The organism is Aestuariivirga litoralis (genome assembly GCF_003234965.1).
In the GTDB taxonomy this organism is placed as follows: domain Bacteria; phylum Pseudomonadota; class Alphaproteobacteria; order Rhizobiales; family Aestuariivirgaceae; genus Aestuariivirga; species Aestuariivirga litoralis.
This window is the reverse complement of the sequence record NZ_QKVK01000002.1, coordinates 333844-359630: the sequence shown is the minus strand read 5'-3', so window position 1 is coordinate 359630 and position 25787 is coordinate 333844. Positions and strand designations below refer to the sequence as shown.

Genomic DNA, 25787 nt, shown 5'->3' with positions numbered 1-25787 from the left:
TGCCTGCTCACCACATAAGCTCAGAGGCCATTTATATGCCAGTGGGGAAGAGTGGCCATGATTCGGTTCGACGTCGACGGCAAGCGGTTTGTCAGCGATCCCCTCGACGGCGAGACCATCGTGATGGACACCGTCAGCGGGCGCCTTTTCCTGCTCGAACAGGGGGCAGCCGTGCTGTGGGACAGCATCACCCGGGGGGCCGGCCGCGATGCGCTCATCGCCGCGGTTCAGTCACGCGGCGGTGCCGTTCGGGAGGCGCAGGATTTCCTCGACCGTCTGCTGGCGCTGGGGTTGGCGTCCGAGGCCGCTGTCGACGACGCGACCGAACTGCCGGACACCACGGGCCAGTGGCCGGCAGACCTCGGGTCATTCCTTCTGACGCAGTATGACGACATGACCAGCATCATCACCATGGATCCCATCCACGACATCGACCCCCAGCGCGGCTGGCCCTTCGACGGCCGCGACTGACAGGCGTGTCGCAGCAGCCACTCGCCGCGAAGCGCATGCGCACGTCGCTTGCCGGGCAGGCCATCGACATCGAACTGCCGCCGGAGACCGCCCACCTCGCTCAGTCCTTCGCGAGGCGGGATGAGGAACAGCGCGGGCCGGCCGACCTCACCGTCTCCTTCCGCATCGATCCGGCAGCCGTGGACGAGGCCCTGCAGGACGTGGCACTGGCCTCGCAGCACCGCCGCCGGGGCGACGCCCATCTCTGGCTTGCGCCCAATCCGCGCCATCTCCAGTCGCTGGTGCTGGCCGCGCCGGATGCCGGCGAACCGGCGATGGCGCGTGTCGTCCTCGACCGGTCGCAGGGGCTGGACGGCAGCCTGCAGGCGCGGCCGGGGGTCGAGGTGATTTCCGCCTGGGCCGCGAGCCGGGGCATTCTTCCCATTCATGCCTCCGGCATTGCGCGGGGCGGCCGTGCGCTGATCCTGCTGGGCGACAGCGGCAGCGGCAAGACCACCACCGCGCTGGCCCTGGCGGAGCGCGGCTGGAGTCTGGTGGGCGATGACCGCTGCTTCCTCTACCGCGAGGCTGCCGGTCCACGGGTGGCGAGCCTCTATGCCACGGCCGTGGTCACCGGCAATTCCCTGTCGCGGCTTCAGGCCCGCGACTGGCAGGACATCGGCATCACGCATCACGGCAAGCATGCCCGCCGTCTTCCCCCCGCCATTGCCATGGCGCACGAGGCTGATCTCGCCGGCGTCGTCTGGGTCTCGCCCGAAGCCGGACGGCTTTACGAGCCGGAGGCCATGGCGCGGCGGGATGCGCTGGTGCCGTGGCAGGCAGCGCTGGCCCCCGCGCTGCAGGCGCATGGCCCCTCGGCCGACTGGGTCCGGCAGCTGGCGGGCCTGTCCCGCATGGTGCCGGCCTGGCGCATGCGCATCGGCTGGGACTTCGCCCGCATCGACGCGGCTCTCGGCGCATTGCTCGCTGGCGGCGAGGTCATGGCATGATCGGGCCGGTGGATGTGCCGATCGTCTGCATCATCTACAACCGGGCCCGGATGGTCCGCCGGCTGGTCGACGGGTTGCGGCGGCTGAGGCCGCGGCAGCTGCTGATCGTGGCCGATGGGCCGAAGCGCGGCGATCCGGCGGATGCCGAGGCCTGTGCCCGCGCCCGGGCCGAACTCGACCGCATCGACTGGGATTGCGAAATCCGCCGCGACGCGGCCTCAGGCAATCTCGGCTGCCGCAGGCGCATCCTCACCGGGCTGGACTGGGCCTTCGGGCTGGTCGAGCGCGCCATCATTCTCGAAGACGACATCGACGCCGATCCGCGCTTCTTCGGCTGGGCGGCCCGCATGCTCGCGGCCTATGAAAACCGGGACGACGTGGCCATGCTGACAGGTCACAATCCGCTGGTGTGGTGGCCGGATGTCATGCCAGGCACCGCCGGAATTCCCAGCCGCCGCGGCGGCATCTATGGCTGGGCCACATGGCGGGACCGGTGGCGCGCCATCCGCCAGACCTTCAAGGGCGAACCCGGCGCCACGGCCTGCGAGGACGTGGCGGCCCGTGGCTTCGATCCGGCACTCGCGGCGCTCTTCACCTTCTATCTCGATCAGGCGCGGCAGGTGACCAGCCTGTCATGGGATGTCGAGTGGTCGCTGCGCATGGCAATCTCTGGGCGGATTGCCATCGTGTCGCCGGTCAATCTCGTGCACAACCTGGGCCTGGGGCCCGACGCGACCATCACCAGGGACGGCGACGACATGCTGTTCTTCCTGCCGCGCGGAACCTATCCCGATCGGGCGGCGGCGGATGCGCTGCTGGCGCCGCCATGTCTTCGCCTGCTTGCCGAAGGGGCCGATGACCCCGCCTATGACCGCGCGCGCGTGCTGCTCGAGCTTCTGGTGCGCAGCCGCGACCCCGCCATGGCCCGCCGCCTGGCCCGGCGCGGCGATCTTCCGCTCGATGCCGCGCTGCGCCTGCATCTGCTGCCGTTCCGCCACATGGAAGAGACGCGACGGCTGATCGAGCACCTTGGCCGAACCGGCGTCGATCCCGCCGCCATCGGGCGCTGGCGGCATGCACTGGGCGACGGCGCAGGACAGCCGGGGCCCGCATCATGACGGATGCTGCCATGCTCTCGATCATCGTTCCGAGCCTGAACGCCGGGGCAACCATCGGCGCGGCGCTGGACAGTGTCGCCGCTGCATGCGCCGGTCTTGCGGGGCCGCCACCGGAGGTGATCCTCATCGATGGCGGATCGACCGATGACACCATCGCCGAGGCCGAGGCGCGGCGGCAGGCATTGCCGGGCCTGCGCATCCTTCATCAATCCACGCGCGGCCTGGCCGCGGCGCGCAACGAGGCGGTGGCGTCATCCTCCGCGCCGCTCATCGGCTTCTGCGATGCCGATGACCGCTGGACGCCGGGCGCGATCACCCTGCGGCTCGCCGCGTTGCGCCTCAGGCCCGACATCTGGGCGGCAACGGGCCAGGTGCGCTTCGTCTCCGTCGCGGGTGATGCATCCGCCGCCCCGGTGCGCCGCGTCGAGGGCGCCGAGCACCCGGGCTTCACACCGGGCGCCATGCTCATCCGCCGCCACGCCTTCCAGTCCGTCGGCCCCTTCGATGCGGCGCTGCGCATCGGTGCCGATGGCGACTGGATCCTCCGCGCGGCGCAGGCCCTGGGGCCGCCGCTCGTCATCCCGCAGCTCGTGCTCGAGAAGGGCCTGCGGCCCGGCAGCCTGTCCACCGACGTGGCGGCCTATCGCGCCGAGATGATGCTCATCGCCCGCCGCTTCATCGCGCGCGCCCGGCGTGGCGGCGCATGAGGATCCTGCACATCATCCCGCGCTGGATCGGCGGCGGGCCCGAACGCGGCATCCTGGAAATCGCCCGCCATGACAAGGACCTGCCCGGCGGCATGACGCGCCGCGTGGTGGTGCTCGACACGCCGGTATCCGCGCCGCTGTTCATCCGCGCGCGGCGGCTGGGCGTTGTGCTGGTGGTGAACCCGCTTCCGGAAGACCTGGCGCGCGAGATCGCCGCGGCGGATATCGTCGAGGTCACCTACTGGAACCACCCGCTTCTGCTTGACCTGCTGCGCCGCGACCTGCCGCCGGCACGCCTGCTCATCCGCGCGGCGATCGCCGGCAACACCTTGCCGCACATCCTGTATCCCGATCTCGTGGCACTGGCCGATTGCTGGGTGCTTTCGGCACCTCCCGGCCACGGCGCCAGTCTGAAAGGCCATGGTGACGTGCACCACATTCCGGCCCTCTCCGACATGACGCGCCTCGCAGGCCATGCGCCGCGCCCGCACCAGGGCCTGCGCATCGCCTATCTCGGCAGCCTTGCCGCCACCAAGCTGAGCCCCGCGTTTCCGGACATCGTGGCCGCCACCCATCACCCCGATGTCACCTTCGATCTCTATGGCGACGGTGACGCCGCGACCCTGGAGCGGCTGAAGCATGACCTCGAGATGCGCAGGGCCGGTGCCCGCGTCCGCTTCCATGGCCATGTGGAAAACATTGCCGAGGCCTTCGCCGAGGCAGACATCTTTGCCTATCCGCTGGCCGCAGGCAGCTACGTCACCAGCGAGAAGGCGCTGCAGGAGGCGATGTGGGCAGGTCTTCCGCCGGTGCTGCTGGCGGGAACGGCGGCAACCGGCTGGATCGAGGAGGGCGTCACCGGTTTCGTGGCGCAGGACTGTAACGGGTTCGCCGCGGCCCTCATGCGCCTGGCCGGGGATGGCGCCTTGCGCAGCCGCATCGGCGGCGCGGCCCGCAGCATGGCGCTGCAACGCTTCGATCCTCGGCGCAATGCCGCAACCATGGCCGGCCTCTATGCCGGACTTGCCGGGAAGCCCAAGCGGCGGCGCCCGCCGCTGCCGGGTGCCGGACTTTCACCTTCGCAACGTTTTCTCCAGTCGCTCGGCGGAGAGGCCGGCCAGTTCCTTCACCGCGTCGGCGAAGGACCCGCGGCACCCGCGCCGGAGGTGCCGCTCAACCCCGGCATCCTGCTGCACGGCGAGGGTGGGGTGATGCATTATGCCAACAGCTACCCGGGAGAGGAGACACTCGCGCACTGGGCCATGGCCCTGCAGGGCAGGCTGGGGCGGGGCTGAGGCCACCTACTGCGGCGGGAAGCGGCGCTTCAGGTCCTCCACCTGTTCCGGCGTCAGGTAGCGTGTGGGGCGTCCATGCAGGAGCAGGTAGAGCCGCGCCGTCTCCTCCAGCTCCTCGATGGCATCGACCGCGGCGGAGAGGCTGGTGCCTGCCACCACCGGGCCGTGATTGGCCAGCAGCATGGCATTGTGTCTGGCGGCGGCGCGGCCCACGGCCTCGCCCAGCGCCTTGTCGCCGGGCGCGTAATAGGGGATCAGCGGCAGCTTGCCCACGCGCATCACGTAATAGGCGGTGATCGGCGGCAGCACGTCCTCGTGGTCGATGCCGTCGAGGCAGGAGACGGCCACCGAGTGTGTGGAATGGAGGTGCACCACGGCACCCGCCTTCGCCCGCTCGCGATACATGGCGAGGTGCAGGAAGCTTTCCTTGGTGGGCGCATCGCCGCTGACGAGCCTGCCCGTGTCATCGAGCTTCGACAGGCGGGCGGGGTCCAGCCGGCCGAGGGACGAGCCCGTGGGCGTCATCAGCCAGCCGTCATCGGTGCGCAGCGAGATGTTGCCGGAGGAGCCGAAGGTCAGCCTTCGCTCGAACATCGAGCGGCCCATCTCGCAGATCAGCTCACGCGCCTGTGCCTCGCTCATGCCAGTGCCTCGAGGGCTTGGCCGAAGAAGTCCGGGCCGCCGAAGTTGCCGGATTTGAGCGCCAGCGCATAACGCGGCGCGCCATGGGCGAGGCAGGCCGGAACGCCGGGTGCGATCTGCGGCCCGATCTCGAGCGCCTCGACCTTCAGCGCCGAAACCACTGCGCCGGAGGTTTCCCCGCCCGCGATCACGAAGCGCCGCACGCCGTCAGCGGCAAGGCCCTGGGCGAGCCGGGCGATCGCCTGCTCGATCATCGCGCCTGCTCTGTCGCGGCCGAACTGCGCCTGCACCGCGGCCACCTTGTCGGGCGGGGCCGAGGCATAGATCAGGGCCGGGCCCTGCTTCAGCGCGGCCGTGGCCCAGGCGAGAAGATCGCGCACCGTCGCCTCCGGATCGGCCGCCAGGGCCGCCGGGTCGATGGCCCGTGCAGGGTGCGTGGCGGCGAAGCGCTCGACCTGGCCCAGCGTGGCGGCGGAGCAGGAGCCAGACAGCACGATGCCGGGCCCGCCGACCTTGTCCAGCGCCGCCGCCCCCTCACGCCTGGGGATGAGCCGCGCCGTGAGATAGTTCTGCGGCAGTCCGATGGCGACGCCCGAACCGCCGGTGATGAGCGGCAAGGCGGAGGACGCCGCACCGATGTGCTCCAGGTCGCGGTCCTCCAGCGCATCGACGATGGCGTGGCGGATGCCTTGCGCCGCGAGCGATGCATAGGCTTCGGCGATGGCGGGGGCACCCTGCTTCACCGTGCGGTAGGGCACCAGCCCCACCTTGTGCGGCGTCTGCCGCCCCAGCACGCGCACGAGGCTGGCATCGCGCATGGGGGTGAGCGGATGGTTCTTCATGGGCGAGTCGGACAGGAGTTCGCCGCCCACGAAGAGGTGGCCCAGATAAATGCTCCGCCCGTTCTCCGGGAAGGCCGGGCAGGCGATGGTGAAGCCCGCGCCCAGCGCGTCGAGCAGCGCATCGGCCACCGGGCCGATGTTGCCAGCATCCGTCGAATCGAAGGTCGAGCAGTACTTGAAGAAGATCTGGCGCGCGCCATGGGATTTCAGCCAGCGGCAGGCGGCGAGCGACTGCGCCACGGCCTCCGCTGCCGGAACGGTGCGCGACTTCAGCGCCACCACCACGGCATCGGCCTCGGGGGCAGCGCCCTGCGGAATGCCGATGGTCTGCACCGTGTGCATGCCGCGGCGGGTGAGCGTGTTGGCGAGGTCGGTGGCCCCGGTGAAGTCGTCGGCGATGCAGCCCAGGATCATGGTCTAGGCCGTGCGGATGCGGACCACGCCATAGGGGCCGAGCTCGACGCCCGAAACCTTCCTCACCCTCTCGCCCTGGCCGAGCAGGAAGTCGGGCGTCGTCGCCAGCTTCTGGAAGTTGGCATCCGACAGGCGGTGGATTTCGGCGGCACCTTCAAGGCCCGAGACCTTCACCTTCTGCGCCTCGGGCGTGAGATTGGCGAGCCAGACTTCGCTGCCTTCGGGCGACTTGTGCGCCACGGCCGCGATGGTGGAGGGCGCGCTGGACACGGCGTCGCGCCGGCGGTTGCCGCTCGCCGCCGCAAGGCCAGCAAGCACGTGATAGGTGGGATAGACCTCGGCCCTGGCGCCATCGAACCAGGGCTGCGCATGCTCCGCCTTGCGGTAGATGGCACCTTGCGGGCCGGTGACGGCGCCCAGCGCCACGGCATCGAGCCCGCCCTTGGCGAAGGCCGCGAGCAGGCCCACATTCCACGCCGCGGCGAAGAGGCCGCGCTGGCGCGGGTCCATGTCGGCGAGGCAGACGCGGGAATTGCCAGGGTTGGCGGAGACCACCGCGCCATAGGGATTGTCGCGACAGGGAATGGAGGAAGGCCCCAGCAGATAGGGCGTGTCCTTGCCGATCATGTTGCGGGTGGAGGCGATGATGGAGGGCAGCGACTCCAGCGTCTCCATCACCGAGATATCGTCCGCCGCGTGGACGATGGGGCACACCGTGTGGGTGATGAAGTCGAACACGCCCTTCGGCACCGGCTTGCGGTTGAGTTCGGTGAAGAAGGACAGCATGCCGCCGCCCAGCGTGACGCCGGGAAATTCCCTGCGCACCGCCGCCGCCATTTCCTCGTAGCTCGGCCCCCAGGGGCGCGGCGTGTTGGGCTGGAAGGACTTGAGGTCATGCACCTGCGTGACCACGATGGCATCGGGCTTGTAATCCGCGGCGCGCAGCTCCTTGGCGATGGCGGCGACTTCCTCCGCCGCGGGCTTCTTCGCGGGCAGCACGATCTCGAGGAAGGAGAGGGCCCCGGTGCGCTCGCGCAGTTCGCGGAAGGCGGCCGCGGCCTCGCGCTGGTTCTTCTGGCGCCCGTCGATCTGGCAGACGAGGTGATTGGCATCCATGGCGGCGATGAGGTCGGCCTTGGCGAGCGCATGGGCGGCTTCCGCCATGGGCACGCCCACGCCGATGGCCGGGATCATGCCCTTCACCCCGCCCACATCGACGCCGAGGCCCGAGGCCGCCCTGGCGCCCTTCTTCGCCGCGGGCTTGCCCTCGATCGTCACGGTGATCGTCTGGGTGAAGGCCTCGCCCTTCTTCAGCGTATAGGGCCAGGGGTCGAGCAGCGAGCAGACATAGGTCTTGTAGGAGGCATCCATCCAGTTGCGGTGGTCCTCCATCTCGAACTTGTTGCCCTCCATCAGCACCGTGGCGGTGACGCCGGGCACCACCTGGTGCTTCAGCGAGCGGATCTCGAACACCGGCTGGCCGGGGCTGATGAATTTGGGGAAGCGGCCCTTCTTCTTGCGGCCGTCGGTGTGGACGATCTCCACGGGCTCGCCGACCACGCCGTTGAGCGGGTGGAGAATGGTGAAGCCGGTGCGGTTGGTGAGGAAGTCGGTGAGCGGCGTGCCGGTGACGGTGAAGCTCAGCGTGCCCTTCGCGCTGGCCTCGATCTTCGCCACGTAATGGAGGCCCTGCGCCTTGTCCTTCGTGGTCGCGGCATAGCTGATGGAGAAGCCGTCCTTGCCCTGCCTGATCTTGAGGTTCTCGATGGCCGGCGCATAGGTGCCCCAGTCCTTGTCGCGCACCAGATAGGCGATGCCGCGCAGCACCTCGGCGCCCCGGTAGCGGATGTAGCGCAGCGCGCCATTGTCGAACATGGCGGTGATCGGCCCCGCCGTCAGGGTGCGGCGCTTGCCTTCGGCCACGTCGGTGCCGGTCAGCTTCACTGCGCGGGTGAGGGTGCTCTTCGCCATGGGTGTCCTCAAATGACCTGTTCGCTCTGGGGATCGATGATGACCGCACGTGTCATGTCGATGTCAATCGCCGTCCGCTCGCCGGGGCGGGAAACATCATGCGCGGCGAGTTCGGCGATGATCGAGGCGCCGCCCAGCGGCATGGTGGCCTGCACCCGCGAACCGGTGGGCTGCACGAGCTCGATGGTGACGGGCACGCGGGCGTGGCCCGGCGCCAGCGCCTGTCCCGCCATCGAGATATATTGCGGCCGCAGCCCCAGCACCACGGCCTGGCCCGCCTTGAGCCCCCTGCGGCCCGGCAGTTCGAGCGCCGTGCCGTCGCTCAAAGCCACGCCGGTTTCGGTGAGGGTGGCGGGAATGAAGTTCATCTTGGGGCTGCCGAGGAAGCCCGCGACGAAGCGCGTCTTCGGCCTTTCGAACAGGTCGAGCGGTGCGCCCTGCTGCTCGATCAGCCCGTCGCGCAGCAGCACGATGCGGTCGGCGAGCGTCATGGCCTCGATCTGGTCATGCGTCACATAGATCATGGTGCGGCCAAGCTCCTGGTGCAGGCGCTTGATCTCGACGCGCATGTCGTCGCGCAGCTGCGCATCGAGGTTGGAGAGCGGCTCGTCGAAGAGATAGAGGATGGCGTCGCGCACGATGGCCCGGCCGATGGCCACGCGCTGGCGCTGCCCACCCGAAAGCTCGCGCGGGAAGCGGGCGAGGAGATGCGCGATCCCCAGCATCTCGGCGGCGCGCTTCACCCGCTTCTCGACCTCCGCTTCCGCCACCTTGCGCGAGCGCAGGCCGAAGGCGATGTTGTCCTTCACGTTGAGATAGGGGTAGAGCGCGTAGTTCTGGAACACCATGGCGATGTTGCGGTCGCGCGGCCTGGCCCAGGTCACGTCCTGCCCGCCGATCTCGACCGTGCCGGAACTTGCTTCCTCCAGCCCCGCGATGGTGCGCAGCAGGGTTGACTTGCCGCAGCCCGAAGGCCCCACCAGCACGGTGAACTCGCCCGACGGCACCTCGAGGTCGATGCCCTTCACCGCATGGAAGGCACCATAATGCTTGTTGAGCTTGGTGATCTTGAGGTCCGACATCTCTAGCCCTTCAATCTCTTAGCCCTTCACGGCGCCCATGGAGATGCCGCGCACCAGGTAGCGCTGCATCACCGCGACGGTGAAGAAAACGGGAATGGTGCCCAGCACCGACATGGCGGCGATCTTGGCCCAGAAGTTCGACTGGCCGCCGAAGTAATGCGTCACCTGCACGGTGTAGGTGGTCACCTCGGTGCGCGTCAGCACCAGCGCGAAGAGGAAGTCGTTCCAGGCGAAGACGAAGGTGAAGACGGCGGTGGCGAAGAGCCCGGTGCGCGCCATGGGGAAGACGACCTTCCACAGCACCTGCGCGCGCGTGCAGCCGTCGACCAGCGCCGATTCCTCAAGCTCCAGCGGAATGTCCTCGATGTAGCCGCGCATCATCCAGATGACATAGGGCAGCGAGAAGGCGGTGTAGAGCACGATGAGCCCGACATAGGTGTCGACCCAGCCAAGCCAGACATAGACGAGGAAGATCGGGAACACGATCGCCACCGGCGGCATCATGCGCTGCGAGATGATCCACACCGCCAGGTTCTCGCCCCCCGTCCGGAAGCGCACCAGGCTGTAGGCCGCAATGGTGCCGAGGATCATGGCGAAGAAGGTCGACACCGAGGCGAGGATCAGGCTGTTGCCGACGGTGGCTGCATCGCCGTCCTTGAACAGCACATGGTAGTTCGCGAGCTGCAGCGATTTCGGATACCACACCGGCGGAAAGGCGAAGATCTCGTCCGGCGTCTTGAACGAGATGATGAAGAGCCAGTAGACCGGGAAGACGAAGATCACGGTGAGGACCAGCGCCAGCAGATAGCGCAGGGCCAGCCGTGTTCCCGGCCTGCGGTGGAAGGGCAGGGTGGCGCTCATTTGGCGAGTCCCATTCTGCGGATGGCCCAGGTGACGACGACGGTAAGGATGGCGATGACGAGGAAGGCGATGGCCGCCGTGTAGCTCGTCTCGAACTGCTTGAAGCCCTGGTTATAGGTATAGATCGAGATCGTCTCGGTCATGGTGCCGGGCCCGCCCATGGTGAGCGCCCAGATGATGTCGAAGATGCGGAACAGGTCGAGCCCGCGGATCAGGATGGCAATCGCCATGACCGGCCAGATCGCCGGCAGCACGATGTAGCGGAAGGTGCGCAGGAAGGAGGCGCCGTCGATCTCGGCGGCTTCCGTCTGCGACTTGTCGACGTTGGAGAGGGCCGCGAGCAGGATCAGGAACATGAAGGGCGTCCACTGCCAGATCTCGCAGAAGATGATGGCGGGATAGACGAGGTGGGGATTGATCGTCCACAGCAGGTTCACCCGCTGGCCCGCGAACCAGCCGAGGATCTGGTTGATCGGGCCATACTGGTTGTCGAGCAGCAGCCGCCAGGTGGCGCCCGCCACGATGGGCGAGATGATGGTGGGCAGCACCAGCAGCGACACGAAGATCTGCCGCCCCGGCATGCGCTCGAGGAAGAGATAGGCCATGGCGAGGCCGAGGATCAGTTCCAGCGGCAGCGCCACGGCGGTGATGATCAGGGTGTGGAGCAGCGACTGCCAGAGCCGCGCATCCTTGAACAACTGCTTGTAATTGTAGAGACCCGCGAAGGAAGTGTCGGTGTCCATCATGTCGATGCGCATGAAGGACACGACGAGTGAATAGATCAGCGGGAACAGCCCGACCGCCAGCAGCAGGAACACCGCGGGCGCGATGATCCAGTACTTGAAGTTCCGGTCCGGCGGGTGGTGGGCTGCAAGCTGCATCTAGTGGGTTCCGAACAGAACCTGGCCCATGATCCGGCCAGGCAGCATGGTGAAAAGGCCTGCCCCGACGAGGGCGATCCAATAGATGTTCAGCATGGTGCTGCGGTGGGCAACGATCCTGCCTTGCCGGGCGCGGATGACGCCCAGCGGCACGGTGACCAGGATGACCAGCGACAGAATGTGGATGGGGCTGAACGGCCCGATCATGTGGATTTCATGGATGAACAGTCCGGATATCGCGATCACCAGCATCAGGGTCGCCCAGACATAACCCATGGCGCGATGAGCCCCGCCGCCCTTGCGGCGGAGGAGTTGCGCGGCACCCAGCACCAGTGCCGCCAGCGCCGCAAAGGCATGAATCTGGACGGGCAGCGATGCGGTGATGAGGGGCTCGAGTGACATGCCGTCCCTTTGTCCCGTGAATTGCGCCGCCCGGCAAGGGTCAGGCAGAAGCGGTGTCCCTCCCCGCGGGGGGAGGGACACGCGGCATGCTCACATCTTCGGATAGGCGCCCGACTTCGAGGCCCAGTTGGCATAGACCTCCTTCTGCTTGTCGACGCCGATCTTCTCGGTGATGGCGTCCCACTCGGCCGCCGCCGCGTCGGCGATGGCCTTGGGGTCATCGCCCGCCCACAGCTTGGAGATCATCTGGCGCAGCACCTCCTCGTACTTGTCGGTCTGCAGCAGCGACAGGTCGAGCAGGCCGTTCTGCGCGCCGGCCTGCAGGGCCGCGAGGTAGTCCTTGGCATCGGGCCACTTGGCCAGATACTCGGGCGAGACGAAGTGCGAGTCGCGGAACGGGTCGCGCAGCGCATAGGGCAGCTGCACGCGCTCCATCGAGATCGACTCGCTGTTCAGCCACTGGATGAACAGATAGGCGGCATCCTTGTTCTTCGAGGTCGAGGCGACGGAGAGGCAGAAGCCCGCCGCCAGTTCCGGGTGGCCGCCCGGCGGCATGGCATAGCCCACCTTGCCGGCGATCGTCGATTTCGGAACCCAGCTCAGCACCTCCTGGTCGGTGCCATAGCCCGCGGCCCAGCGGCCATAGGGCGGCCAGGAAATGGTCATCGCCGTCTGGCCCTGCAGGAAGGCGGCGAGGTTCTCCACGAAGCCCCATTGTTCGACGCCCGGCGGCATCCAGGCATTTTCGGCGCGCATGTCGGTCAGCACCTTCACGCCCACGTCGGAGTTGATCGTCGCCTTCATCGAGTCGGCGTCGAAGAACTTGCCGCCCTCGTTGCGGAAGCGCTCCTGGAACATGAACATGGTGTAGGGCGGCTGGCGGAAGAAGCCGGCGCCATAGGTGCCCTTGTCCTTGAGGATGTCCGTCAGCACGGGGCCGGTGGCGTCGAACTCGGCCCAGGTGGTGGGCACGGCGAGGTCCTTGCCGGTCTTCTCCTTGAAGGCCGCCTGCACCGCGGGGTCGGAGAAGATGTCCTTGCGGTAATACATGACGAAGACGTCGCCATCATCCGGCAGGCCATAGATCTTGCCGTTCACCATCATCTGGTTGTCGCGGTAGGTGGCGGCGATCTTCTGCAGTTCCTCGCGGTAGCCGTATTTGTCGACATAGGGGTCCAGCACCTCGAGGGCCCCGGCATTGGCGAGGTCCGGCATCCAGGACGGGATGACGTTCAGCGCGTCATAGGCGCCGGCACCCGACTTGTAGTCCTGCATGATCTTGGTGAACATCTCGGCGGTCGAGACTTCGACCACCTTGATGTCGATGCCGGTCAGTTCCTTCCACTTCGGGCCGGAGAAGTTGAGGGGGTCCAGCGCCTGCAGGCCCGCCTCCCAGACGATGGAGATCGTCTGGCCGGAATACTGCTTGGCGGCGTCCACCGCCACCTGCGCTGCGTCTGCCGCGGCGGCCTGGCGGGCCGCGAAGCTGGTCGAACCGGCAAGCCCGGCCGCAAGGCCAATCTTGCCCACGTCACGTCTTGTAACCATCGTCCTTCCTCCCATTGTGAACGGCGGCCCCACGGCAGCCATTCGTGTTTCCCCGTTGGCCGGGGAATTCTCCTTCAGCCGAAGCGCGTGCCGAAGCCCGCGAGCTTGGCCTTGAAACCCTCCCTGTCCAGAACATCCCGGTTGACCACGCCGCGCGGCACCTGGCCCTTCATCACGTCGAGCACCGCCTTCACGTCGGCGGCCCCGTTGCCCGCGAAGCACTGGTCGGTCCAGCACAGGGCGTGCGGCGCCACGATGATGTTGTCGAGCTTGAGCAGCGGGTCATCCGGGTCCGTCGGCTCCTGCTCGAACACGTCGAGGCCGGCGCCGGCGATCTTGCGGTCCTGCAGTACACGGGTGAGCGCCTTCTGGTCGACGATCGGCCCGCGCGCCGTGTTGATGAAATAGGCGGTGGGCTTCATCAGCGCGAGGCGTTCGGCACTGACGATGTGGTGCGTCTCCGGTGTCAGCGGGCAGTTGACGCAGAGGATGTCGGCACGCCGGAACAACTCCTCCAGCGACACGAGCTCGATGCCGAGTTCGGCGGCCAGCTTCGGGTCGGCGAAGGGATCATGCGCGATGAAGCGCATGTCGAAGGGCCGGGCGAGGCGGAACATTTCCGCCCCGATATTGCCCACCCCCAGCGAGCCCAGCACCTTGCCGACGAGACCCACGCCCATATGGCTCCCGCGCGCCGCGAAGCCCGCAGGGCCGGAGCGGGCGAGCTGGTCCTTCACCATCAGCTTGCCGGTGAGCGCCAGGATGAAGGTGAGGATGGAGACGGCAACGGGCCGCCTGACGCCGTCGGGCGTGATGACGAGCGCGATGTCGTTGGCCGTGCAGGCCGGAACGTCCACCGTGTCATAGCCAACGCCGAAGCGCGCAATGACGGCAAGGCGGCCGGAGGTCGGCACGCTCGCGGCATCGAAGCGGTGGGCGAGCAGGATCAGCGCGTCGAAATCCTGCAACTGCTCGGGCCTCAGCGGCGAGGCATTGTCGAGGAACACCGTCTCGACGTTCCTGGCCGATGTGAGCGGTGTCAGGTCGAAATCGGGGAAGGTGGGCGTGCCGTCCGCCTTGCGGAAGTCGCCGGACAGCGCGACGCGGAACGCGCTCATGGCTTCACCCCCTCGCGGATCGCCTTGCCCGCCGCTGCCAGCCCGTCGCGCAGCACCCAGATGTCGCCGGAATAGCAGATGAAGTCGAAGCCCTGCCTGTAGAAGGCGATGCCCGCTTCGGGGGTGGGCACCAGCCGCCCGAGGAACTTGCCGTGGCTCCCGGCCGCCGCGACGATGCGGTCGATGGCGGCGGTGAAGGCGGGGTGGGTGAACTCGCCCGGAATGCCAAGCGACACCGAAAGGTCGAAGTGGCCGACCCACAAGCCGTCGACACCCTTCACCGATGCGATGGCATCGACGTTCTCGGCCCCTTCCGCCGTCTCGATCAGGCAGATCACGGCGGTGCGGGCGTTGGCGGCCTTCAGGGCATCCGCCACCGGTGCGGCGCGGTAGTTGTCATGGGCCATCTGCAGGCCCACCCCGCGCTTGCCTTCCGGGAAATACTTCACCGAATCGACCATCGCCTGCGCCTGGGCGCGTGTTGAGATCATCGGCGCGATCAGCCCCTCCGCGCCCATGTCGCAGGCCCGGGCCAGCATGTCGTTCTCCTGGGCGGGAACGCGCACGATGAGCGGCACCTGGGCCGCCTCGAAATAGCGGATGGCGCTCTTCAGCGTCTCGAAGGAGAAGCCCGAGTGCTCCATGTCGAAGAAGGCGAAGTCGAGCCCCGCAGCCTTGATGATGTGGCCGATGCCCGGCGTGGCAAACTCGACGATGAAATTGCCGATCTTCGGCCCCGGCGCGCGCGCGAGTTCCTTGAGCCCCATCGGGGTCGTCCTCCCAAACGGCCCGGTTGGCTCCGGGTCACACTGATTGACTTGTCATACCAGTAGCATGTAAGCAGAGCTAAACGCTATCCGAGGTTTCTGCATGACGTCAATCGCTCTCTTCGGGGCTGGTGGCAAAATGGGCCACCGCCTGTCCCGCAACCTGAAGGACTCCGCCTTCACCGTTCGGCACGTCGAGGTGAGCGAGCCGGGCCGGGCGCGGCTGGCGCAGGATTTCGGCGTGCAATGCGTCTCGCCCGAGGTGGCGCTGGCCGACGCCGAGGTGGCCATCCTCGCGGTGCCGGACACCCACATCGGCAAGGTGGCCCAGTCGATCAACCACCTGCTGAAGCCCGGCACCATGGTCGTCGTGCTCGACGCCGCGGCGCCCTTTGCGGGTCATCTGCCGGAGCGGCCGGACCTCACCTATTTCGTCACCCACCCCTGCCACCCGCCGATTTTCAACGACGAGACGGTTATGGAGGCGAAGCTCGACCGTTTCGGCGGCATCGCGGCGAAGCAGCACATCGTCTCCGCCCTCATGCAGGGGCCGGAGGAGCACTATGCGCTGGGCGAGGAGGTGGCGCGCACCATCTGGGCCCCCGTCATGCGCTCGCACCGGGTGACGGTGGAGCAGATGGCGCTGCTGGAGCCGGGCCTGTCCGAAACCGTGGTCGCCTCGCTCCTCGACGTCATGCGCGAGGCAATGGACGAGGTAGTGGCCCGCGGCGTCCCGGCGGAGGCGGCGCGCGACTTCCTCCTGGGCCACATGAACATCCTGGCCGCGGTGATCTTCAAGGAGCAGCCGGGCGTGTTCTCGGACGCCTGCAACAAGGCCATCACCTTCGGCAAGCCCATGCTGATGCGGGACGACTGGAAGCGAGTCTTCGAACCCCAGGAAATCGCCGCCTCGATCAAGCGGATCACCTGAGCGCATAGGGCTCACCCGCAGGAAACCCTTGCGCTTTCCGCCCCGTTGGTGCTGAAAGCCGCAAGGAGTATCACATGCTTGAATTCGTGCAGTCCCTGCTGACGGGCGAGGCCCTCTGGGCGCTGGGCCAGGTCATCATGATCGACCTCGTGCTGGCGGGCGACAATGCGGTGGTCATCGGCCTTGCCGCGGCGGGCCTGCCCCGGGACCAGCGCAACAAGGCGATCTTCGTCGGCATCATCGCGGCCACCGTGCTGCGCATCCTGTTCGCCGGCATCGCCACCCAGCTGATGCAGCTCCTCGGCCTCATCCTCATCGGCGGCATCCTGCTGCTGTGGGTCAGCTGGAAGATGTGGCGCGAGCTGCGCGACGGCCATGGCGAGGAAGCCGGAGTCGAAGCCGTCACCGGCGAGGACGTCAACGCCGACGGCGCCATCGCCGGCGGCGCGCCGCGCAAGAGCTTCGCCCAGGCGGCCTGGCAGATCATCGTCGCCGATGTCTCGATGTCGCTCGACAACGTGCTCGCCGTCGCCGGTGCGGCGCGCGAGCACCCGGGCGTGCTGGTCATCGGCCTCGCGCTGTCGATTGCGCTGATGGGCCTTGCCGCTTCCTTCATCGCCCGGCTGCTCAACCGCCACCGCTGGATCGCCTATGTCGGCCTCGCCATCATCCTCTATGTGGCGCTCGACATGATCTGGCGCGGCATTCTCGAACTCTATCCGGTGCTCACCTGATGCTGAACTTCGATCGTGACCGCTTCCTGGCAATCCAGTCCGGCGCACTGGCGCTGGCAGGCCCGATCCATGCCGCCATCGGCGCTGCGCTGGCCGGGGGTGCGAAGAACATCTTCTTCCTCGGCACCGGCGGTGCGGCGATCCTGATGCAGCCGGCAGCCCTGATGCTGCAGCGCCGCTCGGGCTTTCCGGCCTTCATGGAAATCGCGGCGGAACTCGTCGCCAGCGGCCATCATGCGCTGGGCAGGGATTCGATCGTGGTGATCCCGTCACTTTCGGGCACCACGAAGGAGTCGGTGGCGACCCTGGACTATTGCAGGGAGCGCGGCGCCACCGTCATCGCCCTGGTGGGCCACAGCGACACGCCGCTCGGCCTGAAGGCCGACCACGCCTTCGTCAACTTCGCCGAGGACGACACGTCTTCCGAGTCCTTCTATCTCCAGTCGCTGCTGGTCGCCCTCTCGGTCATGGCGCATCGTAGCGAGTTCCCCGGTTATGACGGCACCGTCGCCGAGCTCGCAACGCTGCCGCAGCACCTGCTCGCCGCCAAGCGGGCCTTCGAGCCGGAGGCGGAACGCCTCGCCGAGGCCTTCCGCACGGAGCCCTATCACATCATCACCGCCGCCGGCGGCAGCTGGGCCGAGGCCTGGTACTACGGCATGTGCATCCTCGAGGAGATGCAGTGGATCAGGACCCGTCCCGTGCATGCGGCGGATTTCTTCCACGGCACGCTGGAACTCGTCGAGAAGGGCGTCAGTGTCATCGTCTTCAAGGGCGAGGATGCCTATCGCCCGCTCACCGACCGCGTTGAAAAATTCGTCCGCGACTTCACCGACAAGGTGACGGTGCTGGACACGGCGCGCTTCGCCATGCCCGGCGTGTCGGCGGAAACGCGCGCGCTGGTGTCGCCCGTGGTCCTCGCCACCATTCTCGAACGCCTCTCGGCGCATCTCGAGGTGAAGCGCAACCATCCGCTCACCACGAGGCGCTACTACAAGAAAGTATCCTACTGAGGAGCACGCGATGACCACCTCCTACCCGCGCGACATGAAGGGCTATGGCCGGGCGATCCCCGATCCCAAATGGCCGGGCGGCGCCCATGTCGCGGTGCAGTTCGTACTGAACTACGAGGAGGGGGGCGAGAACAACATCCTGCACGGCGATGCCGCCTCCGAGGCCTTCCTCTCCGAGATCGTCGGCGCCCAGCCCTGGGTGGGCCAGCGCCACTGGAACATGGAGTCGATCTATGAATATGGCGCGCGTGCCGGCTTCTGGCGGTTGTGGCGCATGTTCACCGAACGCCGCGTGCCGCTCACCATCTATGGCGTGGCCAGCGCCATGGCGCGCTCGCCCGAGCAGGTGCAGGCGATGCAGGAAGCCCAATGGGAAATCGCCAGCCACGGCCTCAAATGGGTCGAGCACAAGGACATGCCGGAAGACGAGGAGCGCCGCCAGATCGCCGAGGCGATCCGGCTGCACACGGAGGTGACGGGCGAGCGCCCGCTCGGCTGGTATACCGGCCGCTGCTCGATGAACACCACGAAGCTCGTCATGGAGGAGGGCGGATTCCTCTACTCCTCTGATGATTACTCCGACGACCTGCCCTATTTCCTGAAGAAGCGGGATGGCGGCAAGCACCTCGTGATCCCCTACACGCTCGATGCCAACGACATGCGCTTTGCCACGCCGCAGGGCTTCAACACCGGCGAACATTTCTACCAGTATCTCAAGGACAGCTTCGACTGCCTCTATGAGGAAGGCCGCCGCGGTTCGCCGAAGATGATGTCGGTGGGCCTGCACTGCCGCCTCGTCGGCCGGCCGGGCCGGGCGCTGGGGCTGGCGAAATTCATCGACTACGTGCTGGGCCACGACAAGGTGTGGATCCCGCGCCGCATCGACATCGCGCGGCACTGGCACAAGACCTTCGGCTCACTCTGATCGGACGCAGCATGGCCATTTCCTTCCACGACCTTTCCAAGATGACGCGCACCGCGCGCGACCAGCTGCTGAAGCGCGCCGAGGCAGACCTCACCGAATTCGAGGAGAAGGTGAAGCCCATCATCCACGCCGTGCGCCATGAGGGTGACGCGGCCGTGGCGCGCTTCGCCCGCCAGTTCGACAAGGCACCGGTGGAGGCCGATGCCCTCGCCGCCACCGAGGCCGACTTCGCCCGCGCCGAGAAGACGCTCGACCCGAAGGTGAAGGAGGCGCTGGCCTTCATGGCCACCAATATCCGCAAGTTCCACGAAGACCAGAAGCCGGAGGAAATGTGGTTCCACGAGATCCGCCCCGGCGTCTTCGCAGGCGACCGCACCACAGCCATTCCCTCCGTCGCCTGCTACATCCCGCGCGGCAAGGGAGCCTTCCCATCATCCGTGCTGATGCAGTCGATCCCCGCGCACGTGGCGGGGGTGAAGGAGATCTGCATCATCACCCCGCCCGGGCCTGACGGACACATCGATGACGCGACGCTGGTCGCGGCGCGCATGGCGGGTGTCTCCAGGGTCTTCAAGGCGGGCGGCGCGCAAGGCATCGCCGCGGTGGCCTATGGCACGGCGACGATCCCCAAATGCGCAAAGGTCGTCGGGCCGGGAAGCCCCTGGGTGGGGGCCGCCAAGCGCCTGTGCTCGCATGTGATCGACGTCGGTACGCCGGCGGGCCCCAGCGAGCTGATCGTGCTGGCGGATGACACGGCCGATGGCCGTCTCGCCGGCCTCGACCTCATCATCGAGTCGGAACACGGGCCGGACTCCTCCGCCTTCCTCGTGACGTGGAGCCGCAAGGTGGCCGAGGACGCGATGCAGGCGATCCCCGAATTCTGGAAGCAGATGGGCGAGCAGCGCGTGGCATATTCCTCCGCCGTGCTCGGCGGCCCGATGGGCGGCATCGTGCTGGCGCGCGACGAGGCGGAGGCCATCGCCTTCTGCAACGATTATGCGCCGGAGCACCTGGGCGTCCACTCCGACGAGCCCTTCCAGTATCTGGGCCGCCTCGAGAATGCGGGCGAGATCCTGCTCGGCCGCCACACGCCGCCGACGCTCGGCAACTTCACCATCGGCGTCAACCACGTGCTGCCCACCAGCGGCTGGGCCAAGACCGGCTCGCCGCTCACCGTGCATGACTTCATGAAGCGCACCTCGGTCGCCTATGTCACGGCCAAGGGCTATCCGGAGCTCGCGAGGCACGGCGAGGTCATCGCCCGTTACGAGGGCTTCGACGGCCATGCCAATGCCGTGTCGGAAACCCGCGCCCGCCTGCTGAGGACCAACAAATGACCAGGCGCACCGGCGGCCAGATCCTCGTCGACCAGCTGAAGATCCATGGCACGAGCCATGTCTTCTGCGTGCCGGGCGAAAGCTACCTCGCGGTGCTCGACGCGCTGCATGACGCGGACATCAGGACCATCGTGTGCCGCCAGGAGGGCGGGGCCGCCTACATGGCCGAGGCCGCCGGCAAGATCACGGGGGCGCCCGGCATCGTCATGGTCACGCGCGGCCCCGGCGCCACCAATGCCTCCTGCGGCGTGCATGTGGCCTCGCAGGATTCCACACCCCTCATCATGTTCGTGGGCCAGGTGGCGCGCGACATGAAGGAGCGCGAGGCCTTCCAGGAGATCGACTACAAGGCGGTCTTCGGCTCCATGGCCAAGTGGGTGGTCGAGATCGACCGCGCCGAGCGCATCCCGGAACTCGTCAGCCGCGCCTTCCATGTGGCAACCCAGGGCCGCCCCGGCCCGGTGGTGGTGGCACTCCCCGAGGACATGCTCACCGACGAGGTGGAGGTGGCCGACGCGCTGCCCTATGCGCCGGTGGTGATGAAGCCCGGTCAGGCCGACATGGAGGCGCTGCAGCGCCGCCTGCTCGCCGCCGAGCGCCCCATCGTGCTCGCCGGCGGGTCGGGCTGGAGCGAGCAGGGGGTCAACGACCTCGTGCGCTTCGCCGAGAATTTCGATCTGCCCGTCGCGGTGAGCTTCCGTCGCCAGATGCTGTTTCCCGCGGACCACCCCAATTTCGCGGGCGACCTCGGCATCGGCCCCAATCCGAAGCTGCTGGAGCGGGTGAAGGATGCCGACCTCGTGCTGCTGGTGGGTGGCCGTCTCTCCGAGATGCCGTCGCAGAGCTACACGCTGCTCGACATTCCGGGCGACGGGTCGAAGCTCGTCCATGTCCATCCGGGTGCGGAGGAACTGAACAAGGTCTATCGCGCGGGGCTCGGCATCCTGGCGACGCCGCAGGCCTTCGCGGCCGCTGCGGCGGAATTGCCGAAGCCCAACACGGTCACCTGGGCGGGCGCGCCCAAGGCCGCCCATGCCGAGTATCTCGCCTGGAGTGATCCGTCGAAGATCAGGACGGCGGGCGACCTGCAGATGGCGGGCGTCATGGCGCAGCTCAGGGAGGTGATGCCGGCCGACACCGTATATTGCAACGGTGCCGGCAACTACGCCACCTGGGTGCACCGCTTCTGGCCCTTCCGCGCCTTCGCCTCGCAACTCGCCCCCACGTCGGGCACCATGGGCTATGGCGTTCCGGCCTCGGTCGCTGCCAAGGCGCTGCAGCCTCACCGCAATGTGATCGCCTTTGCGGGCGACGGCTGCTTCATGATGAACGGCCAGGAATTCGCCACCCTGATGCAATATGACCTCCCCGTCATCGTGGTGGTGGTCGACAACGGCATGTATGGCACCATCCGCATGCATCAGGAGCGGGAATACCCCAACCGCATCTCGGCGACCGAGCTGAAGAACCCGGATTTCGCGGCTCTCGCGCGCGCCTATGGCGGCCATGGCGAAACCGTGCGGGCGACCGCCGAATTCGGCCCCGCCCTGGCGCGCGCCCGGGCCAGCGGCAAGCCGGCCATCATCCACTGCCTCATCGACCCGGAGGCCATCACGCCTGCCCGCAGCCTGAGCGACATCCGCAACGCCGCCCTGGCCAAATAGGAAAGCGGCCCGATAGCAAAACGGCCAGATAGGAAAACTTGACGGCAGGGCCCCCGAGGGGGTCAAATGGGGGCATGACCACTGCATCCCGTGCTGAAAACGTGCCCTTTGCCGCCCATGCCACCTGCGCCGCCGCAGGGGTGCGCGATGGGTTGCGCGCCGCGCAGTATTACATCCGCGACCTTGCCAATGCCGACCGTTTCGGCAAGGGCGAACCCGCCCGCGTGCCCTTCCTGTCGCGTGTCGTCGCCCGCGGTGCGCGCCTGGTCGATGGGCTGATGAGCTGCGGGGCCGATCTCTCGATCTCGTTGTTCCTGCCCTCCTGGCGCAAGCTGCCCTCGCCTTTCACGCCCGGGCTGATGCACGCGGTCGCCCGCGACATCCGCAACGACAGCCTCACCCACAACCCCACCTTCAATGCCTATTTCTACCGCGCCGCCATCCACGTTGCCGGTCGCTATTCCGCGCCGCCCTGGCTGATCCTCGAGCACCGGGTGGATGCCGCGCGCCGCAGCCTCGCGCCGCGCCTCGATGAATCGGTCTCGGACAGCGCCATGATGGCCCGCATCCTCATCGCGCTGGTGGAACAGGGGCCGGTGGCGCGCATCGGCAAGGTGACGGAGAAGAACCGCTTCTTCGCCCAGGTAGAGCCCAACGTTGCCGTGTTCTCGATCGCCTGCGTGGCCCTGCTGTTCGCCGAGGAGGGCAAGCCCGCCGAGGCGATCGACGAGGACGAGTTCTTCACCGTCACCGGCGCCCTGATCGGCCCGCGCCTGCCCGCCATCGCCCGCTTCATCGAAGCCCATGACGAGGCAGGCCTCGCCCGCGAACTGGCCGACATCAAGTCGATGTATTGAGGCAGGAGCCGGGCCTCCGATGAAGAAGGCACGGCGCGGCGGCTTCCTACTCGGTGTCCTGATCGCGGCACTCCTCACCCTGCTGCGCTGGCTCGATCCGCAGCCCATGCAGGAGCTGCGCGCGGCCTCCCTCGACATCTACCAGCGCCTGCAGCCGCGCGCCGCGGTGGAGACGCCGGTCACCGTGGTCGCCATCGACGAGGCGGCCCTGCAGTCGCAGGGACAGTGGCCCTGGCCGCGCGCCACCATGGCCAGTCTCGCGCACCGCCTGCTCGACATGGGCGCGGCCTCTGTGGGCTTCGACATTCTCTTCGCCGAGCCGGACCGCCTGACATCTGCGCAGCGCGATGGTGATGCGGATCTCGCCGCGGCCATTGCGGAGCGGCCCGTGGCGCTCGCCTTCACCGATGCGCCGGGCGGGGGAGCGCTTCCCCCCGTCAAGGCGGGCTTTGCGGTGTCGGGCGAGGAGGTGGCGAGCGGGGTGACGAGGCTCCAGTCCGCCATCCTGCCCTTGCCGCAGCTGACGGCGGCCGCCGCGGGCCTCGGCCACATCACGCTCAGCGGCCACCAGGCGGGCACCACGGTGCGCGAGGTGCCGCTGCTTCTCTCCAATGGCGGCAATCTCTATCCCGCCTTCCTGCTCGAGGCATTGCGGCTGGGGGCGGGGGCCTCGACCTATGTGGTCGAGGGCGATCCGCTGCTGCCCGGTGCCATGCAGTCGCTGCGCGTTGCCGACTTCACCGCGCCGACGGATGAAAGGGGCCAGATCCGCTTCTATGCCGCGCCGGAGGCCTCGACGCCCACGGTCTCCGCCGCTGACGTGCTGTCAGGCCGGGCGGATCCTGCGAAGATCCAGGGCGCCATCGTGCTCGTCGGCGTCTCCGCCGCGGGCCTGCAGGACATCCGCGTGACGCCGCTGGGCGAGGCGGTGCCGGGCGTCAAGATCCATGCCCAGCTCATCAGCCAGATCATGGCGGGCCAGTTCCTCAACCGCCCGGCCTGGGTCGACGGGGCGGAGGTGCTGGCCATTGCCGCGCTCTCGCTGCTGCTGGTCGCCATCGCCAGCTTCATCGGGCCGCTGGCGGGCCTCGTCGCCGCGGGTGCCGCCATGGTGCTCATCGCCGGGCTGTGCTGGTGGCTGTTCGCCGCCCGGGGCCTGCTCATCGATCCCGTCTCGCCGATGGGCGGCGCGCTGCTCACGGTCTTCGCCACCACCGCCTTCTGGTACATCGTCATCGAGCGCCAGCGCCGCTACATCCGCCAGGCCTTTGGCCGCTATGTCTCGCCCGCCCTGCTGGCGCGCATCGAGCAGAGCCCGGAGGCGCTGAAGCTCGGCGGCGTCAACCGCGAGATCACCGTGCTGTTCATGGACGTGCGCGGCTTCACCTCCCTGAGCGAGAGCCTGACCCCGCAGGAGACGATCCGCTTCCTCAATACCGTGCATGGCGCCCTGAGCGTCCCGGTGATGGAGATGGACGGCACCCTCGACAAATATATCGGCGACAGTCTGATGGCCTTCTGGAACGCACCGCTCGACGTGGGCGATCATGCCGCCAAGGCGGCGGAGGCGGCGCTGCGCATGCGCCAGGCGCTGCGCCGGCTGAACGAGCAAGGCGCCTTCGGCCTGCCGAAGGGCCGGCACGTGCGGATCGGCATCGGCATCCACACCGGGCTCGCCTGTGTCGGCAATCTCGGCACCCAGAGCCGCCTCAACTATTCCGCCGTGGGCGACACGGTGAACACCGCCGCCCGCATCGAGGCGGCCTGCAAGGATTTCGCCACCGACATCCTCGTGTCCGGCGCCACGGCGCAGCTCCTGCCGCAGTTCCGCACGGCGCTCGCCGGCGAGGTCCACCTGCGCGGCAAGAGCCATGTGGACGAGGTGTTCTACCTCGTCGGCCGCGCGGCTGAAAACGATCTCTCTTGAAGGCCGGCGACGCTTGTGCCTAGATTTGCCGACAGGCAGCGCTCAATGGGGTGTGACGGCATGGCGACTCCCGCTCTTTCCCGCAAGCTTATCCTCGGTCTCCTCTCCGCGGCGGCCTTGAGCCTGCCGGCCTCGGCCGCCGTCAAGGTGGGCGAGGCGGTGGAGGTCACCCTGCGCGTCACCGGCCAGGATGGCGAGATTGCCCGGGGCGGCGCGATCCACCGCGACGAGCGCATCCGCACCAACGCCTCGGGCGTGGGCGGCTTCCGCTTCGATGACGGCACCAAGCTGGCGATCGGCCCCAATTCCACGGTGGTCATCGACCGGTATGTCTATGCCGGCGGCAGCACCGCGAAGCGGCTCGCCATCGGCGCCACCAAGGGCACGCTGCGCTGGATCAGCGGCAAGTCGGATCACTCCGCCTACAAGATCAGGACGCCCTCGGGCACGCTCGGGGTGCGCGGCACGGCCTTCGACATCTATGTCGGCCGCAACGGCGTCACCGCCGTCACCCTGCTCAATGGCCAGGCCCGCTTCTGCGGCGCATCGGGCTGCCAGACGCTGACACGGCGCTGCGAGGTCATCATCGCCCGGCCGGGCGGCGCGGTCACCAAGCCCCGCGGCATCACCCGCAACCTCGGGCTGGGCGTTCCCGCCGCCGAGGCCTTCCCCTTCCTCGCGGGCACGGTGCGCGTGCCGCGCGGCTTCCTTGCCGGAGCCTCCTGTGCGGGTCTTGCGCCGCCGTTGCGCAACAACGGCTTCCAGCAGCCCACGCCCTCGCCGGAGTTCAATTTCCCCGAACGCCAGCGGGACGGGCGGGATAACCAGTAGCCCGCACAAAAAACGCACTCCTGCACCGGCCTGTGATGCAGGCCACAGCAGCCGGTCCGGCGCGGGGTTAGGGTGTCCTCATTGAAACGGAGGAACCACCCAATGCTCAACAAGTCCAGGATTGCCATTCTTGCCGTGCTTGCTTCCCTTGGTGTGGCGCTGGCCGCGCCGGCCGAAGCCAAGGTCAATGTCGGTGTCGGCATCGGCATCGGTGTCGGCGGCTTCTACCCCGGCTATGGCTATGGCGGGGTCTATGTTCCCGGTGCCTATTACGAGCCCTACTACGGCGTCAGCTGCGCCCAGGCGCGCAGCATCGTCAAGGGCAGCGGCTTCTACAAGGTCAAGGCCATCGACTGCTCGGCGCCCAGCTACCGCTTCATCGCCTGGCAGGGCGGCAGCAAGTACAAGGTGCGCGTCAACGCCGCGGGCAACATCACCGGCGTCACGCCGCTCTGATCAG

The 25787-nt window shown here is 67.8% G+C and carries 25 protein-coding genes; 15 read left to right on the top strand and 10 right to left on the bottom strand.

Translation table 11 applies throughout. The features are described from left to right. The first annotated feature begins 57 nt into the window (after window positions 1-57). From DK847_RS05660 to DK847_RS05640, 5 genes are read left to right on the top strand one after another with little or no spacing between them, the layout of a single operon-like run. Window positions 58-471, top strand: coding sequence for a PqqD family protein (locus DK847_RS05660; protein ID WP_111196713.1), 414 nt, complete (start codon window positions 58-60; stop codon window positions 469-471). A 5-nt stretch (window positions 472-476) separates the two neighbouring features. Beyond that, a complete protein-coding gene (locus DK847_RS05655) occupies window positions 477-1460 on the top strand; it encodes an HPr kinase/phosphorylase (RefSeq protein ID WP_111196711.1) in 984 nt (327 codons plus the stop codon). Next, on the top strand, window positions 1457-2578 hold the full coding sequence (locus tag DK847_RS05650; RefSeq protein WP_111196709.1) for a hypothetical protein: 1122 nt from the start codon (window positions 1457-1459) through the stop codon (window positions 2576-2578). Before DK847_RS05655 ends, DK847_RS05650 begins: the two co-directional genes overlap by 4 nt. Beyond that, on the top strand, window positions 2575-3285 hold the full coding sequence (locus DK847_RS05645; protein ID WP_111196707.1) for a glycosyltransferase family A protein: 711 nt from the start codon (window positions 2575-2577) through the stop codon (window positions 3283-3285). Before DK847_RS05650 ends, DK847_RS05645 begins: the two co-directional genes overlap by 4 nt. Further along, on the top strand, window positions 3282-4580 hold the full coding sequence (locus DK847_RS05640) for a glycosyltransferase family 4 protein (RefSeq protein ID WP_111196706.1): 1299 nt from the start codon (window positions 3282-3284) through the stop codon (window positions 4578-4580). The genes DK847_RS05645 and DK847_RS05640 overlap by 4 nt, the downstream gene beginning before the upstream one ends. Window positions 4581-4586: 6 nt before the next feature. Here the strand turns inward: DK847_RS05640 and otnC are convergent, their stop codons facing one another. The 10 genes from otnC to DK847_RS05590 all read right to left on the bottom strand — a co-directional run bounded on the left by otnC (window position 4587) and on the right by DK847_RS05590 (window position 15108). Continuing rightward, complete coding sequence (gene otnC, locus DK847_RS05635) at window positions 4587-5222, bottom strand: 3-oxo-tetronate 4-phosphate decarboxylase (RefSeq protein WP_111196704.1); 636 nt, start codon at window positions 5220-5222, stop codon at window positions 4587-4589. Then, on the bottom strand, window positions 5219-6478 hold the full coding sequence (gene otnK / locus DK847_RS05630; RefSeq protein WP_111196702.1) for a 3-oxo-tetronate kinase: 1260 nt from the start codon (window positions 6476-6478) through the stop codon (window positions 5219-5221). Before otnK ends, otnC begins: the two co-directional genes overlap by 4 nt. 3 nt (window positions 6479-6481) lie before the next feature. Continuing rightward, entirely contained in the window at window positions 6482-8449 is a 1968-nt protein-coding gene (locus tag DK847_RS05625; RefSeq protein ID WP_111196700.1) for a D-apionate lactonase family protein, read from the bottom strand. An 8-nt stretch (window positions 8450-8457) separates the two neighbouring features. After that, window positions 8458-9531 (bottom strand): ABC transporter ATP-binding protein, encoded by a 1074-nt coding sequence (locus tag DK847_RS05620; RefSeq protein ID WP_111196699.1) that lies wholly within the window; start codon window positions 9529-9531, stop codon window positions 8458-8460. Between the two features lie 18 nt (window positions 9532-9549). Further along, a complete protein-coding gene (locus DK847_RS05615) occupies window positions 9550-10392 on the bottom strand; it encodes a carbohydrate ABC transporter permease (RefSeq protein ID WP_111196697.1) in 843 nt (280 codons plus the stop codon). Beyond that, complete coding sequence (locus tag DK847_RS05610; protein ID WP_111196695.1) at window positions 10389-11273, bottom strand: carbohydrate ABC transporter permease; 885 nt, start codon at window positions 11271-11273, stop codon at window positions 10389-10391. The genes DK847_RS05615 and DK847_RS05610 overlap by 4 nt, the downstream gene beginning before the upstream one ends. Further along, window positions 11274-11675, bottom strand: coding sequence for a DUF2306 domain-containing protein (locus tag DK847_RS05605; RefSeq protein ID WP_111196693.1), 402 nt, complete (start codon window positions 11673-11675; stop codon window positions 11274-11276). A gap of 90 nt (window positions 11676-11765) precedes the next feature. Beyond that, complete coding sequence (locus DK847_RS05600; RefSeq protein ID WP_161957164.1) at window positions 11766-13223, bottom strand: ABC transporter substrate-binding protein; 1458 nt, start codon at window positions 13221-13223, stop codon at window positions 11766-11768. A 74-nt stretch (window positions 13224-13297) separates the two neighbouring features. Next, window positions 13298-14341 (bottom strand): NAD(P)-dependent oxidoreductase, encoded by a 1044-nt coding sequence (locus DK847_RS05595; protein ID WP_111196689.1) that lies wholly within the window; start codon window positions 14339-14341, stop codon window positions 13298-13300. Further along, window positions 14338-15108, bottom strand: coding sequence for an HpcH/HpaI aldolase family protein (locus tag DK847_RS05590; RefSeq protein ID WP_111196687.1), 771 nt, complete (start codon window positions 15106-15108; stop codon window positions 14338-14340). Before DK847_RS05590 ends, DK847_RS05595 begins: the two co-directional genes overlap by 4 nt. Before the next feature lie 103 nt (window positions 15109-15211). On the opposite strand from DK847_RS05590, the gene DK847_RS05585 reads away from it, so the two are divergent. From DK847_RS05585 to DK847_RS05540, 10 genes are all read left to right on the top strand, one after another. Continuing rightward, window positions 15212-16039 (top strand): phosphogluconate dehydrogenase C-terminal domain-containing protein, encoded by an 828-nt coding sequence (locus DK847_RS05585; protein ID WP_111196685.1) that lies wholly within the window; start codon window positions 15212-15214, stop codon window positions 16037-16039. Between the two features lie 74 nt (window positions 16040-16113). Continuing rightward, window positions 16114-16773 (top strand): TerC family protein, encoded by a 660-nt coding sequence (locus tag DK847_RS05580; RefSeq protein ID WP_111196683.1) that lies wholly within the window; start codon window positions 16114-16116, stop codon window positions 16771-16773. After that, window positions 16773-17786, top strand: coding sequence for an SIS domain-containing protein (locus DK847_RS05575; protein ID WP_111196681.1), 1014 nt, complete (start codon window positions 16773-16775; stop codon window positions 17784-17786). Before DK847_RS05580 ends, DK847_RS05575 begins: the two co-directional genes overlap by 1 nt. Before the next feature lie 10 nt (window positions 17787-17796). Further along, the gene (gene puuE / locus DK847_RS05570) at window positions 17797-18711 is read left to right on the top strand and encodes an allantoinase PuuE (protein ID WP_111196680.1); all 915 of its coding nucleotides are present in this window, start codon (window positions 17797-17799) and stop codon (window positions 18709-18711) included. An 11-nt stretch (window positions 18712-18722) separates the two neighbouring features. Then, window positions 18723-20048, top strand: coding sequence for a histidinol dehydrogenase (gene hisD, locus DK847_RS05565; protein WP_111196678.1), 1326 nt, complete (start codon window positions 18723-18725; stop codon window positions 20046-20048). After that, on the top strand, window positions 20045-21712 hold the full coding sequence (locus DK847_RS05560; RefSeq protein WP_111196676.1) for a thiamine pyrophosphate-binding protein: 1668 nt from the start codon (window positions 20045-20047) through the stop codon (window positions 21710-21712). The genes hisD and DK847_RS05560 overlap by 4 nt, the downstream gene beginning before the upstream one ends. A gap of 74 nt (window positions 21713-21786) precedes the next feature. Next, window positions 21787-22569: a hypothetical protein gene (locus DK847_RS05555; RefSeq protein ID WP_111196674.1), complete on the top strand. Its 783-nt coding sequence runs from the start codon at window positions 21787-21789 to the stop codon at window positions 22567-22569. Between the two features lie 19 nt (window positions 22570-22588). Continuing rightward, window positions 22589-24496: a CHASE2 domain-containing protein gene (locus DK847_RS05550; protein ID WP_161957163.1), complete on the top strand. Its 1908-nt coding sequence runs from the start codon at window positions 22589-22591 to the stop codon at window positions 24494-24496. Between the two features lie 60 nt (window positions 24497-24556). Beyond that, window positions 24557-25327, top strand: coding sequence for a FecR family protein (locus tag DK847_RS05545; protein WP_161957162.1), 771 nt, complete (start codon window positions 24557-24559; stop codon window positions 25325-25327). A gap of 102 nt (window positions 25328-25429) precedes the next feature. After that, entirely contained in the window at window positions 25430-25783 is a 354-nt protein-coding gene (locus tag DK847_RS05540; RefSeq protein ID WP_111196667.1) for a hypothetical protein, read from the top strand. Window positions 25784-25787 lie beyond the last annotated feature (4 nt).